The organism is Haloarchaeobius pelagicus (genome assembly GCF_051207375.1).
Lineage (GTDB): Archaea > Halobacteriota > Halobacteria > Halobacteriales > Natrialbaceae > Haloarchaeobius.
Map to the genome: position 1 here is coordinate 916,452 of NZ_JBPJZD010000002.1, position 13,100 is coordinate 929,551.

Consider the following 13,100-nt stretch of genomic DNA (forward strand, 5'->3'; position numbering starts at 1 on the left):
TCCAGAGTGAGGAAAAAGGCTGCTGGTGCAGACCTCACCATCCCTCCGAACCTCACGTTCCCGAAGATTTACTCCCCACCGACCGAACCTCTCCGTATCTTGCGCGACCTCGACATCCTCCTGACGAACGACGACGGCATCACGGGCGAGGGGCTGGCCGCCATCCGCCGCGAACTGACCGAACTCGGCGACGTGACCGTCGTCGCGCCCGCCGACAACCAGTCCGGTGTCGGCCGGAAGCGGACGACCTACACCACCCGGACCGAGCACGAGTGGGGCTACGCCATCGCGGGCACCCCGGCGGACTGCGTGGCCTACGGGCTACGCGGCCTCGACAAAGAATTCGACCTCGTCGTCTCCGGCATCAACCACGGCCCGAACATGGGCGCGTACGTCCTCGGGCGCTCGGGGACCGTCGGCGCGGCGATGGAGGCCGCCTTCCTCGGGACCCCCGCGGTGGCCACCTCGGCCTACCACAACGTCGAGTTCTACACGCACCCGCCCGAGGAGTATGACTTCTCCACGCCGGCGCGCATCACCCGCGCCCTCATCGAGGACTGCCTCGACGCCGACGTGTTCGAGGCGGTCGACATCCTCAACGTGAACGGGCCGGTCGACGCGACCGACCCCCGTCTCCGGGTCACGCATCCCCACGGCGACTTCGACGTTCGGGTCGAACACAACGACGTCGACCCCGACGACGAGGACCTGCCAGTCGAGGTCGGCGAGGACGGCGAACTCATCGCCCTGCGCGATAAGTTCTGGCCCCACGTCGAGGGCTACGAGAACCCCTTCCCGGACATGGACGAGGTCCGCGAGCGCTACCCGGTCGGGAGCGACCGCCGGGCCGTCGCCGACGGCGAGGTGAGCGTCTCGCCACTGACCGCCCCCCGCGAGGCGACCCACCACGAGAAACTGGACGCCATCGTCGAGCGCCTGAACCTCACCTGACACTGGGGCGTAGTGTGACCGGCCGCGAGGGCCGCTGAGACGCCCAAAAGTGATAGAAGACGGAAAGAAACGTGGGCAAACTATTTGGGCGGATAGTGTTACGTTCGCCCATGGTTAGAGATAGCAATCGAACGGTCGACCGGAGAACCTTCCTGAAAATCGGCGGTGCGAGCAGTATCGCGGCGACTGCCGGCTGTCTCGGTCTCGGTGGCGGCGGTGGCGGTGGGCCGATCACCTTCGGGCAGCCCGCGGCCCAGACTGGCCAGTGGGACTTCCTGCAGCCGGGCGTCTCGAAGGCGACCGACGTCGCGATCAAGCACATCAACGACGCGGGCGGCCCGCTCGGCCGTGAACTCGTCCTCGAACGCTCGGACACCTCCGTAAACCCACAGCAGGCACGCACAGTGGTCACGCAACTCACCGAGAACGAGGACGCCATCGCGCTGCTCGGGCTGTTCTCCAGCGAACTCGAACCGCTGTATGACTTCCTGCAGGAACAACAGACCCCGGTGGTCACGCCGTGGCCGGGCTCGAACTTCCTCGACACCCGCGGGGGCGACAACGGCACGCCGGAAGACGTGAGCGACGACGGCTGGATCTGGCGGACGGTCATCAGCGACACTGTCCACACGGCCGGTGCAGCACTGCGCGCCCTCGACCAGGGGCACGACACGGTCGGCGTCATCAACGGGACGACCTCCGGCGCACGGAGCTGGGCGAACGGGTTCATCAGCGCCTACGAGGGCAACGGCGGCACCATCGCCGAGCAGGTCGAGGTGGCCCAGGGCGAGTCGAACTACCAGTCCGCGCTCGAACGGCTGTTCCAGGCCGACTTCAGCGCGTTCGCGGTGAGCCTCCCGCTCGAGGACGCCATCACGCTCCTGAGCGACTGGTCGGACGGCGGCTACGGTCGCCAGCCCATCCTCTCGGACCCGCTGGCCCAGAACGACCTCCCCGACCAGGTCGGGAGCGCGCTGAACGGCGCGTGGGCGGCCAGCCCGGGCGAGTCCGGCCCGAACTACGGTGCCTTCGAGAGCGAGTACCAGAGCGGCGAGGGCGACGCCGAGATCAACGCCTGGACGCCGCCGTCGTGGGACGCCACGATGGTCACCGCACTCGCCGTCGAACGCGCCGGCGAGGCCACCGCGGAGGCCATCGAACAGAACCTCGGCCCGGTGTCGCGCGGTCCCGGGACCGAGGTGGCGACCTTCGCCGAGGGGAAGGAGGCACTCGACAACGGCGAGGAGATCACGTACATGGGTGCGGCGACGCCGGTGACGTTCACCAAGTTCGGCAACGTCGTCGGCTCGGTCGTCATCAACGAGGTCCAGAACGGCCAGTTCACGCAGGTCGAGACCATCCCGGCGGACGACCTCCGGGAGTTCGTGCCGGAGGGCGAGTACTAAGCGATGGGACTCGCACAGAACCTCATCTTCGGGCTGGTTACGGGTTCGTACATCGCCATCGCGGCCATCGGGTTCACGCTCATCTACGGCATCGTGGACATGATCAACTTCGCGTACGGCGAGTACATCACCGCCGGGGCGTTCATCGGCCTGCTCGTGGCCGGGTCGCTCCCGCTGCCACTGCCGGTGGCCGTGCTCGTCGCGATGGCTGGCGGCGGTATCGTCAGCCTCCTGCTCGCGAAGGTGTTCTTCACGCCCATCAACCACACCGGCCCGATTCCGATGCTGCTGACGTCCATCGGGCTCGGCCTCATCCTCCGCAACGTGATCCGGCTCTTCGCGGGGCGGAGCGCCCGGTACTACGACACGCAGACGACGACGTGGCAGTTCCAGGACGTCCCGGCGCTGAGCGTCGGGTCCGTCGACCTGCTCGGGAGCTTCTTCGTGACCTCCCAGCAGCTCGTCGTCGTCGGCTGTGCGGTCGGTGTGTTCCTCGTCCTGCACGGGCTGTTGACCCGGACGGACGTGGGCATCGCCATGCGTGCGATGAGCGACGACGAGGCGCTCGCCCGCGTCCGGGGCATCGACACCCAGCTCATCCGCAACAGCGTCTGGGTGCTCGCCGGGATGCTCGCCGGCCTGTCGGGCGTGCTCCTCGGTATCCAGACGAACGTGAGCGTCACGACGGGGTTCAGCCAGATACTCATGATACTGTCGGCCGCCATCCTCGGCGGGGCCGGGAGCCCGTACGGGGCCATCGCCGGCGCGTACGTCATCGGCGTCGTGCTGGCGCTCTCGACGGCGTTCCTCCCCTCGGGGATGACGGGCATCTCGTCGGCGGTCGCGTTCATGATACTCGTCGTCGTCCTGCTCGTCAAGCCGAGCGGTATCGCCGGTCAGGAGGTGCGTGAGGCATGAGCGTGCGCGACTCGCTCCCGGACCGTGATTCGGACCTCGCGCTGGTGATCGGCACCGTCGCCGTCGTACTGGGGCTCGTCATCGCGTTCTCGCCGGTGACGGCGACGATTCCTGGCAACCTCTACGTGTTCTTCGAGGTCGGCATCCTGTTCGTCATCTACGGCATCCTCGTGCTGGGGCTCGACCTCCAGTACGGGCATACCGGCCTCGTGAACTTCGGCCACGTCGTGTTCTTCGCGGCCGGCGCGTACACGATGGCGATGCTCTCGGCCGTGGATTCGTTCGAGGGTATCGCGCTCGGGCTCCCGTGGCCGGTCGGGCTCGTCGCCGCCGTCCTCGTGGCGGCGGTCCTCGGCGCGTTCGTCGGTGCCACGTCGCTGCGCCTGCGCGGGGACTTCCTCGCCATCGTGACGCTCGCCACCGCCGAGATATTCCACACGCTGTTCATCAACTTCACGGACATCTTCGGCGGGTCGACCGGCATCTTCGGCGTGCCGACGCCGCTCGGGGACCTCGCTGGCAGTCGCGACGCGACGCTGGTGGCGACGCTGCTGGTGTTCGGTGGACTCACCGCGCTGACGTTCGCGGTCGTCGCGCGGCTCACGGAAGCCCCCTACGGCCGCGTGTTGCGCGCCATCCGGGCCGACGAACTGGTGGCGCGGTCGGTCGGCAAGTCCACCTTCCGCTACAAGATGCAGTCGTTCGTCTACGGGGCCGCACTCGCCGGCTTCGCGGGTGCCATCTTCGCGATGTACAACGGGGCCATCTCGCCGGACTTCTTCGAGTTGCAGGTGACGGTGACCGTCTGGATCGGCATGCTGCTCGGCGGCGCGTCGAACCACCGCGCGGTGCTCGGCGGCCTCGGCATCATCATGGGCCTCCGGCTGTTCTCGCGGTTCGCACAGGACGCCGCACCCGTCACCGCCGGCGAGTTCGCGTCCATCCGACTCATCGTCGTCGGCCTCATCCTCGTGCTCGTCATCAGGTACCGGCCCGCCGGTATCTGGGGCGACGAACGCGATCTGGAGGTGGACTCGTGACCCTGCTCGACGTCGACGGCCTCGGCAAGCAGTTCGGCGGCCTCGTCGCCATCGACGACCTCTCGCTCTCGTTCGACGCGGGCGAACTGGTCGGGGTGATGGGTCCCAACGGGGCCGGCAAGTCGACGTTCTTCAACTGTGTGAGCGGCGTCGTCGAGCCGGACGACGGGACGGTCGTCTTCGACGGCGAGGACGTCACCGGCGCGGACACCGCCGTGCTCGCACGCGAGGGGCTGGTCCGGACGTTCCAGCACACCCGCCAGCTCGACACGATGACCGTCCGGGAGAACGTCAGGCTCGCCGCCCCGGGACAGCCCGGCGAGCGGACGGTTTCGGCGCTGCTCCGCACCGACGACATGCAGGAGACCGAGGCCGCGGTGGCCGAACGAGCCGACGAACTCATCGAGACGTTCGAACTCACCCGGCTCGCAGACGAGTACGCGAGCAGTCTCTCGGGCGGCCAGCGCAAACTGCTCGAACTCGCGCGCGTGCTGATGCTCGACCCCGACCTGCTCCTGCTCGACGAGCCGTTCGCCGGGGTGAACCCCACGCTCACGAACGAGATCGCGGCCCACATCCGCGACCTGAACGACGACGGGATGACCGTGGTCGTCATCGAGCACGAACTCGAGACGCTGACCGAGCTCGTCGACCGGCTGGTCGTGCTCCAGCAGGGCAGCCTGCTCGTCGAGGGCGACCCCGAGACCGTACTGAACGACGAGCGCGTTATCGACGCCTACCTGGGTAGCTGACCATGAACGACGCAACGACACTCGACGACACGCCGGACGACACCCGCAGCACGCGGGGAGATCACCTGCTCGAGGTCACCGACCTCGATGCGGGCTACGGCGACCTCCAGGTGCTCACCGATGTCGACCTGCACGTCGACGAGGGCGAGTACGTCACCATCGTCGGCCCGAACGGGGCCGGGAAATCGACGGCCATGAAGTCGATCTTCGGTCTCGCGGACCGGATGGGCGGCAGTATCACGTTCGGCGGCACGGACATCACCGACTACCCGCCGGAGGAGGTCATCACGGTCGGGATGAGCTACGTCCCCCAGACGGAGAACGTCTTCCCGTCGCTCACCGTCGGGGAGAACCTCCGAATCGGGGCGTACATCCTCGACGACGTGCCCGAGGAGCGGCGGCAGGCGGTGTTCGACCGCTTCCCCGTCCTCGAAGAGCGCATCGACCAGGACGCCGGCACGCTCTCGGGCGGCCAGCAGCAGATGCTCGCCATGGGCTGTGCGCTCATGCTCGACCCGGACCTGCTGTTGCTCGACGAGCCCTCGGCCGGGCTCGCGCCCGACCTCGTCGACGTCATGTTCGACCGCATCGACGAGGTGAACGACGCCGGCACGTCCATCCTGATGGTCGAACAGAACGCGAAGGAGGCGCTCCGGCGCTGTGACCGCGGCTACGTCCTCGCACAGGGCGAGAACCGCTACGAGGGCCCGGGCGACGCACTCCTGGACGACGACGAGGTGCGGCGGCAGTTCCTCGGCGGCTAGGCCGGGGCCACTGCCGACCCACTTCAGGGCGACTGCCGACGTTCTCAGGACGACTGTTGCTGCTCAGAACGACTGCTCCCGCTCAGAACGACTGTTCGGTCCCGATACCCGCCTCAGTCGCCGATTCGTACACGTCTGCCGCGGTTGCCGCGTCGAGGACCGCCGTTCCGACGCTCTCGACCACCAGTATCTCTTCGTCCGACTCCCGACCAGCCTCGCCCTCGAACACCGCCGACAGCGGAATGAGGTCGTCTTCGGTGAGGTCGGTCGCCAGCAGGTCGCCAATCTCTGCGACCTCCTCGGGCACGTCCGCGAAGACGCGCGCGGCCCGGTCGAACACCGCGGACTCCAGTTCCTGCATCTCGCCGGTGTACGCGCCGACCGCGACGACGAGCGTGCCCGGTGCGAGCGCGTCGGCGGGGAACACGGGCTTCGTGCTGGTCGTCGTCGTCACCACGACGGTCGCGTCCTGCACCGCTGCCTCCGGCGAGTCGACCGCCTCGGCCGGGATGTCGTGGTCGCGGAGGTCGGCGGCGCAGTCCTCGCGCGAGTCGCTTGGCGAGTAGATTTTGACCGAGTCGACGTCACACAGCGCCGCGATGGCACGGGTCTGCCAGCGCGCCTGCGTGCCAGCGCCGAGCACACCGACCCGGACGGGGCCACTCGGTGCCAGGTCGCGCGCCGCCAGGCCGCCGATACAGCCGGTCCGGGCGTTCGTGATGCGTCCGCCGTTCATGAACGAGACGGGCTGGCCGGTTCGCGCGTCGGCGAGGACGACCTGCGCGTGGATGGTCGGCAGCCCGCGGTCGGCGTTGCCCTCGTTGACCCCGACCAGTTTCGTCGCGAAGTGAGGCTCGCCGTGGATGTACGCGGGCATGGCGAGGCCCATCCCCAGCGGCTCCGGCCCGTCGAGGCCGGTTCCGATATCGTAGTGCGGGCGGTCCGGGCGCTCGACCTCGCCACGGCCCTGACTCACGAGTGCGTCCTCGACCACGGGCGCGAGCGACGGGAGGTCGATGAGCGACGCGACCTCCTCGTCGGAGAGTACGAGTACCATGTCCGGGGAGTGGCCGGCGGCCGTGTTAACTGTTTCCGGCTGACTCACTTCGCCAGCCGCGCCCGGTAGTACACCCCGTGGTGGTCCACTTCTGCCACCGTCCACGGCGTGCCGACGCAGGTGGTTCGGTGCCTGGAACGCCGAAAGAACGGTCGTTCGTCAGGGTTCACCGACTGCGAGCACCCCGACCAGCGCAAGCCCCGCAGCAAGCGAGGCCAGAAGAACGGCAAAGGCCGCCTGGAAGCTCGCCACGTCGGAGACGATACCGACGACGGCCGGGGCGACCGCCCCGACGCCCATGAGCAGGGTCCGAACGACCCCCAGACCACCCCCCGCGACCGAATCGGGAATCAACTCGACGAGGTACGCCCCGCGAACCGGTCGGAAGCCGTGGCTCCCGAGGCCGAAGGCGATGACTGCCCCCGCGAGTACCGGGAGTGGACTCTCGGGGACTGCGACGACCAGGGCCAGTCCCGCCGTCGCCAGCGCCAGCGTCCCGCCGATGACCGTCAGCCGGCCGAGGCGGTCGCTCACGTCGCCGGTGACGACCTGCACGAGGCTCACGAGGAACAGCCCCGAGTAGAGGGTTCCGGCGGTCGCGGGCGACAGTCCCGCGGCGTCTTCGAGGTACAGGGGCAGGAACGCGACCGCACCGTTGTAGGTGAACGAGAACAGGATGGTGACGGCGACGAAGACGAGGAACCAGGTATCGGAGAACAGGGCACGGTAGGCGCTCGAACCGCCGGCCTCGCCCTCGGACTCTGGCTCCGGCGGCAGTCGGCTCGGCACCCGCCACCGGAACAGCCCCGCCAGCACCAGTCCCGCGACGCCACCACCGAGGAAGACGACGTGCCAGTCCGCGCCGCCGGCAGCCAGCGCCCAGACCACGGCCGCGGGCGCGACCACGCCGCCGAAGGCTCCGAACGTGTCCATCACGCCCAGCGCCCGGCCGGTTCTGGCGGGATACACCCGCGAGAGCAAGCGTACCGCGACCGTCTTGTGCGCGCCCGTCCCGACCCCGACGAGCACCATCACCCCGACGAGCACGCCGAACGGGAGCGAGATGGTGAGCGCGAGTGACGCCACCGCAGCGACGATGGCCCCAGCAGTCACGACGCGGACCCCGCCGACCCGGTCCGCGAGCAGGCCAGAGGGGAACTGCATCGCGGCGTAGGCCAGCATCAGGGCCGTAAAGGCCGTCCCGACGACCGAATTCGAGACGCTGTAGGTACTCTGGAACGTCCCGAACAGGGGCGGGAACGCATATCTCAGGAACTTCGCGAGGAACCAGATGAGCGCCGTCAGGACGAGCGCGTCGTAGCTGGCGAGGTCGCGGATTCGGGCCACTCTATCCGAACGGCCCACCGCCGCCGCCACCGAGACCGCCCATACCGCCGCCACCGCCGCCCTGCTTTTGCATCTTCTTCATCATCCGCTGCATGTCGCCGTCCATGCCACCCTGGAACTGCTTCAGGGTGCGCTCCATCATCTTGTGCTGCTGGAGCAGTTCACGCACCTTCTCCTCGGGCTGGCCCGCGCCGCGCGCGATGCGCTCGACCTGTTTCTGGCCGATTCCACGCGGGTTCTCCATCTCCTTCTCGGTCATGGAGTCCATGATGACCTCGAAGCTGCGCATGCGCTCCTGGGTCACGTCCATGGCGTCGTCGGGCAGCTGGTCCTTGATGCCCCCGCCGAAGCCCGGAATCATGTCCATGATCTGGTCGAGCGGACCCATCTTGTTCATCGCGTCCATCTGCTTCTTCATGTCCTTCAGGGTGAAGTTCCCCTTCAGCATGTCCTCGGGGTCCCAGTCCTCGTCGTCCTCGGCCTGGGTCTCCTCCATCGCGCGCTCGACGCGCTCGGTGAGCTGCTTGAGGTCGCCCATGCCGAGCAGGCGGGAGATGAAGCCGTCGGGCTCGAAGCGCTCGACGTCCTTGACCTCCTCACCGGTCCCGAGGAAGGCGATGGACGAGCCGGTCTCGTTGACGGCGGCGAGTGCGCCGCCACCCTTCGCGGTCCCGTCGAGCTTCGTGATGACGACGCCGTCGATACCGATGGACTCCTCGAACTTCTGGGCCTGCTCCTTCGCGGACTGGCCCATCGCGGCGTCGATGACGAGCAGGTTCTTGTCGGGATTGGCGACGTCCTCGATGCGTTCGATCTGGTCGATGAGCTCCTGGTTCAGGCCGTCACGACCCGCCGTGTCGACGATGCGGATGTCGGCGTCCTTCGTGGCCTCCATCCCGTCGCGGACGATCTCGAGGGGGTCCTCGGCGTCGTCGTCGCCGTAGAAGTCGACCTCGGCGCGACGCGCCATCTCCTTGGACTGGTCGTACGCACCGGGACGGTCGGTGTCGGTCTGGATGATGGCCGGGCGCATGCCCTTCTTCGAGAACCACCAGGCGATCTTCGCCGCGCTCGTGGTCTTCCCGGACCCGTACAGCCCGGCGAGGAGGATGGTCTGGTTCTCCAGGGGGAGGTCGGTGGAGTCACCGACGAGCCCGACCAGCTCCTCGTAGACGATGCGGAGCACGAAGTCCCGGGCCGGCGTCCCCTTCGGTGGCTCCTCCTCCAGGGCGCGCGTCTTGATGCTGTCCGAGAGGTCCATCACGAGGGAGACGTCGACGTCAGCCTGCAGGAGCGAACGCTGAATCTCCTTGACGATCTCCTCGACGTCTTCTTCAGAGAGACGGGACTTCCCACGGAGCTTATCGAGCGTGCCCCGCAGCGAACTCCCGAGGTCGTCGAGTACCATTTACTGTCCGCTAGTCGCGTCGCGCGTTAAAGCCTTTTTCTCGCCGCTGGCCTGTGGGAACCCCGTCGTGTCGGCCCAGAGGGGTAACTGGTTCCTGCAGAGCTTTATGGTGTGGTGTGGTGTACCATACCTCGTGACTGCGTAACCACACCTGTACTGCCATCCCACTTTCCGCAGTCACCTTCCACCTGGCGACGAGCCTGGGCTCGGGCGGGTGTCTCGCATCTCCACCCGAAACGGTGCCCTTCGAGGACCTGGGTGGTTTCCACTGGAGCGTCCCGGAGAGCGACACCGAAGAAGAAACGCGGTCGAGTTCGACTGCAGCCTACTCCTCGTCTTCCTCGAGCAGCCGTTCGACCATCCGGTCGGGGTCGAACCGCTCGAGGTCGCCGTAGTCCTGCCCCACACCGAGGAACAGGATTGGCTTGCCCGTGACGTGGGCGATGGAGATGGCCGCGCCGCCGTTGGAGTCCGCGTCGGCCTTCGTGAGGATCGCGCCGTCGATGGCGGCCGCCTCGTTGAACTTCTTCGCGCGCTGGACCGCGTCCTGGCCGGCGACGGCCTCGTCGACGAAGATGGTCATGTCCGGCCCGACGACCCGGTCGATCTTCTCGAGCTGGTCCATCAGGCCCTCGTTCGTGTGCAGGCGACCGGCGGTGTCACCCAGGACCACGTCGATGTCGTGGGCCTCGGCGTACTCGACGGCGTCGTAGATGACGGCCGCCGGGTCACCGCCCTGCTCGTGGGCGATGAGCTTCGTGCCGAGGGTGTCCGCGTGCTCGCGGATCTGCTCGTTCGCGCCGGCGCGGTAGGTGTCGCCGTTCGCCAGCACGGACGAGAGGCCGCGCTCCTCGAAGTAGCGCGAGAGCTTCGCGATGCTCGTCGTCTTCCCGACGCCGTTGACGCCGGTGAAGATGATGACGACGGGCTTGTCGGCCTCGGCGACGCGCGCATCGAAGTCGAACTGGCCGACCGAGATGACGTCGTAGAGGGCATCGGCGAGCGCCTCCTCGACGATGTTCCCCGTCGACTCGGTGAACTTCCGGCGTTCGCCGACGAGCTCGCGCTTGATGTTCTCGAGTATCTCGTTGGCGACGCTCATCTCCACGTCGGACTGGATGAGCGCCATCTCGAGCTCCCAGAGCGGGTCCTCGAGGTCCTCCTCCTCGATGACGAACTTGCCCGTGGCGGCCGCCTTCAGCTTGGAGCCGAAGCCGGTCGAGTTCCCGTCCGACTCCTCGACATCGTCGTCCTCGCGGGGGTCGGCCTCCGGGACCGACTCGGTCGACGCTGCCTCGTCGGGCTCGTCGACAGTCCCCTCGACGGTGTCGGCGGAATCGACAGGCTCGTCGTCCACCGTGGACTCGGTTGACGCCTCGGCGTCGGCCGCAGCCACGTCCTCCTCGGCTGCTGGCTCCGCCTCGGCTTCGGGTGCGTCCGCTTCGGCCGCTTCGGCCTTCTCGTCGGCCGTCTCCTCGACGTCCTTGCGGAAGCTACCCAGCTTCTCCTTCAGGTTGTCGAACATCGATTACTCGTCGTCGGCTTCCTCCTGCTGCTGCATCTGCTGCATCTGCTGTTGCATCTGCTGCTGTTGCATCTGCTGCATCTGCGCCTCGATCTCGCTGTTCTCCTCTTCGAGCTCTGCGATCTCCGCTTCGAGCTCGTCGATGTAGTCGTCCAGCGAGTCCTGCTTGTTCTCCAGGGTCTCGATGGCGCCGTCGCGATCGCGCTCTGCGGCGTAGCCGCCGCCGAGGCCGACGATGATCTCGTCGATGTCCTGCACTTCGGCGCGGATGTACGCGTCGCCGCCGAGCGGGACCTGCACGATGGACTCGGATTCGAGCGTGTTCAGGGCCTCGACGGCCTCGTCAATCTCGCTCTTCTCGTTACGGACCTCGGTGATCTCCTCTTCGATCTCCTCGATCTCGGCCTGAATCGCCTGCATCTCCTGCTGAAGCTGCTGGGCCTGACCGCCGCCACCGCCCATCATTGTTCCTCGACCTCCGAGATCTCGACCTGGGTACGCTTCAGGTTGTGCTTGCTGCCGAAGTTCGCGTACGTGTGCTCGAGTGCGACGTTCTCGTTCTCTGCGTCGATCGTCGTCTCGAACGGGCTCGGCCCGTGACGTGTCTGGAACGTCCCGCGGATAGTAAACTGACTCATGCCCGAAACTGCGTGAGCGAGATGGAAGAATCTTCCCTTCTCACCTGCCGTGGCTCGTCGCTCGTTCTCACGCGTGGCGCTACCCGTGGCTGGCGAGGGTGGGAGAAACGGTGGAAACGTCGAAGGGGTCGCTCAGTCGATGAGGCCGAGTGCGTCCTCGATGCGGCCCAGTTCGGGCCCGGTCGTGTCCTCGCCGGCGACGTAGCCGGTGTCGTTGACGACCAGCCCGGAGCCGACGAGCGGGGCACCGTAGTTGATGGTGCCGACGTCGGCGGGAACGCCGAGCAGGTCTTCGAGGTAGTCCAGTTCTGCGTCGGTGGACTTGGGGTGACAGAGCACGCCCTTGTTCGTGGCGACAGCGGCGGTACCGACCGTGCGGACCCCCGCGAGGTCGCCTCGTTCGACGGGCACCTCGAGGGTGTCCTCGACGACGGCGACGGCCTCGTCGGAGAGTTCCGGGTGGACGTACGCACCGGTGTCGTTGGCGAGCACGATGTTCCCGGCGGCGTTGCGCCGACCGGGGAGTTCGCCGATGGTGAGGTCGACGGTCTCTGCGATTCGGTCGCGCTCGCGCTGGGTGACGCGGCTCGACACGACGAGTCCGTTCGAGTTACCGGCGGCTAGCGCGCCGACGGTGGACGAGCCGGCGATGGTCGTCGGGATAGCGGGCACCTCGAGTTCGTCGATCATGGCTTCGAGGACGGACGACTCGATGTCTGGACGGCAGAGGAGACAGTCGTTCGTCGCCCGCGCGAAGACGCCGACGTACGGTGACCCGGCGAACGCGGTACGGAGCAACGTTACTCCGCGTGTTCGGCTTCCACGACGGCCTCGCCTTCCTCGTCGAAGCGGGCGGCACGGACGCGGAGCTTGCTCGGGGGCTTTTTCCGGCCGCGCGACCAGACCGCTTCGTTGATCGAGGGGTCGAGACGGACCGAATCCGCGTCGACCTTGAAGTGCTGGGCGAGGTGCTCGCGGATGAGCGTCATCGCTTTGTCTGCACGCTTGTGCTTCGCTTCTGCGTTCACGTCTCGGAGCGGGACGGTGACGACACGCTCCTCGAAATCACTGGAACTCATTATTCGTCGGTGTCGTTACGTCGCCAGTTGCGGCGCTTGTAGTTACGCTGGACTTCCATGTCGGTCTTGAGCATGACCCACGCCGGAACGCGACTGTTCTGTCGCTCGAGCTTGGCGAGGCGCTTTTTCTTGGCCTTCGATTTCTTACCCATAGTGGCCGGAAGTACCTCTGCCGAGTTTAAAATGTTGTTCTTTTCTGTGCGCCAAACCGAGCC

At 67.2% G+C, this 13,100-nt stretch carries 15 protein-coding genes; 6 read left to right on the plus strand and 9 right to left on the minus strand.

Annotated elements, in window-relative coordinates; all coding sequences use genetic code 11:
• Positions 1-96: 96 nt before the first annotated feature.
• The 6 genes from surE (at position 97) to ACSC1S_RS17230 (ending at position 5,831) form a co-directional block, all read left to right on the plus strand.
• The gene (surE, locus tag ACSC1S_RS17205; RefSeq protein ID WP_435365532.1) at positions 97-951 is read left to right on the plus strand and encodes a 5'/3'-nucleotidase SurE; all 855 of its coding nucleotides are present in this window, start codon (positions 97-99) and stop codon (positions 949-951) included.
• Between the two features lie 110 nt (positions 952-1,061).
• The gene (locus ACSC1S_RS17210) at positions 1,062-2,357 is read left to right on the plus strand and encodes an ABC transporter substrate-binding protein (RefSeq protein ID WP_435365362.1); all 1,296 of its coding nucleotides are present in this window, start codon (positions 1,062-1,064) and stop codon (positions 2,355-2,357) included.
• Positions 2,358-2,360: 3 nt separating this feature from the next.
• The gene (locus tag ACSC1S_RS17215; RefSeq protein WP_435365363.1) at positions 2,361-3,275 is read left to right on the plus strand and encodes a branched-chain amino acid ABC transporter permease; all 915 of its coding nucleotides are present in this window, start codon (positions 2,361-2,363) and stop codon (positions 3,273-3,275) included.
• On the plus strand, positions 3,272-4,315 hold the full coding sequence (locus ACSC1S_RS17220) for a branched-chain amino acid ABC transporter permease (protein ID WP_435365364.1): 1,044 nt from the start codon (positions 3,272-3,274) through the stop codon (positions 4,313-4,315). Before ACSC1S_RS17215 ends, ACSC1S_RS17220 begins: the two co-directional genes overlap by 4 nt.
• Positions 4,312-5,067: an ABC transporter ATP-binding protein gene (locus ACSC1S_RS17225; protein WP_435365365.1), complete on the plus strand. Its 756-nt coding sequence runs from the start codon at positions 4,312-4,314 to the stop codon at positions 5,065-5,067. Before ACSC1S_RS17220 ends, ACSC1S_RS17225 begins: the two co-directional genes overlap by 4 nt.
• 2 nt (positions 5,068-5,069) lie before the next feature.
• Positions 5,070-5,831 carry an ABC transporter ATP-binding protein gene (locus ACSC1S_RS17230; protein WP_261649244.1) on the plus strand — a complete coding sequence of 254 codons (762 nt, stop codon included), beginning with the start codon at positions 5,070-5,072 and terminating at the stop codon, positions 5,829-5,831.
• Between the two features lie 82 nt (positions 5,832-5,913).
• On the opposite strand, the gene ACSC1S_RS17235 is transcribed toward ACSC1S_RS17230, so the two are convergent.
• The 9 genes from ACSC1S_RS17235 to ACSC1S_RS17275 form a co-directional block, all read right to left on the minus strand.
• Entirely contained in the window at positions 5,914-6,888 is a 975-nt protein-coding gene (locus tag ACSC1S_RS17235; RefSeq protein WP_435365366.1) for an ornithine cyclodeaminase family protein, read from the minus strand.
• Positions 6,889-7,047: 159 nt separating this feature from the next.
• Positions 7,048-8,235: an MFS transporter gene (locus tag ACSC1S_RS17240; protein ID WP_435365367.1), complete on the minus strand. Its 1,188-nt coding sequence runs from the start codon at positions 8,233-8,235 to the stop codon at positions 7,048-7,050.
• A gap of 1 nt (position 8,236) precedes the next feature.
• Positions 8,237-9,643: a signal recognition particle protein Srp54 gene (locus ACSC1S_RS17245; RefSeq protein ID WP_435320039.1), complete on the minus strand. Its 1,407-nt coding sequence runs from the start codon at positions 9,641-9,643 to the stop codon at positions 8,237-8,239.
• Between the two features lie 325 nt (positions 9,644-9,968).
• Entirely contained in the window at positions 9,969-11,168 is a 1,200-nt protein-coding gene (gene ftsY, locus ACSC1S_RS17250; protein ID WP_435365368.1) for a signal recognition particle-docking protein FtsY, read from the minus strand.
• Between the two features lie 3 nt (positions 11,169-11,171).
• A complete protein-coding gene (pfdA, locus tag ACSC1S_RS17255; RefSeq protein ID WP_435365369.1) occupies positions 11,172-11,633 on the minus strand; it encodes a prefoldin subunit alpha in 462 nt (153 codons plus the stop codon).
• Positions 11,630-11,806 (minus strand): 50S ribosomal protein L18Ae, encoded by a 177-nt coding sequence (rpl18a, locus tag ACSC1S_RS17260; RefSeq protein ID WP_435365370.1) that lies wholly within the window; start codon positions 11,804-11,806, stop codon positions 11,630-11,632. The genes pfdA and rpl18a overlap by 4 nt, the downstream gene beginning before the upstream one ends.
• Positions 11,807-11,938: 132 nt before the next feature.
• Complete coding sequence (locus ACSC1S_RS17265; protein ID WP_435365371.1) at positions 11,939-12,604, minus strand: translation initiation factor IF-6; 666 nt, start codon at positions 12,602-12,604, stop codon at positions 11,939-11,941.
• 2 nt (positions 12,605-12,606) lie between these two features.
• Positions 12,607-12,885, minus strand: coding sequence for a 50S ribosomal protein L31e (locus ACSC1S_RS17270; protein WP_435320043.1), 279 nt, complete (start codon positions 12,883-12,885; stop codon positions 12,607-12,609).
• Positions 12,885-13,037: a 50S ribosomal protein L39e gene (locus ACSC1S_RS17275; protein ID WP_261649254.1), complete on the minus strand. Its 153-nt coding sequence runs from the start codon at positions 13,035-13,037 to the stop codon at positions 12,885-12,887. Before ACSC1S_RS17275 ends, ACSC1S_RS17270 begins: the two co-directional genes overlap by 1 nt.
• Positions 13,038-13,100: the final 63 nt, after the last annotated feature.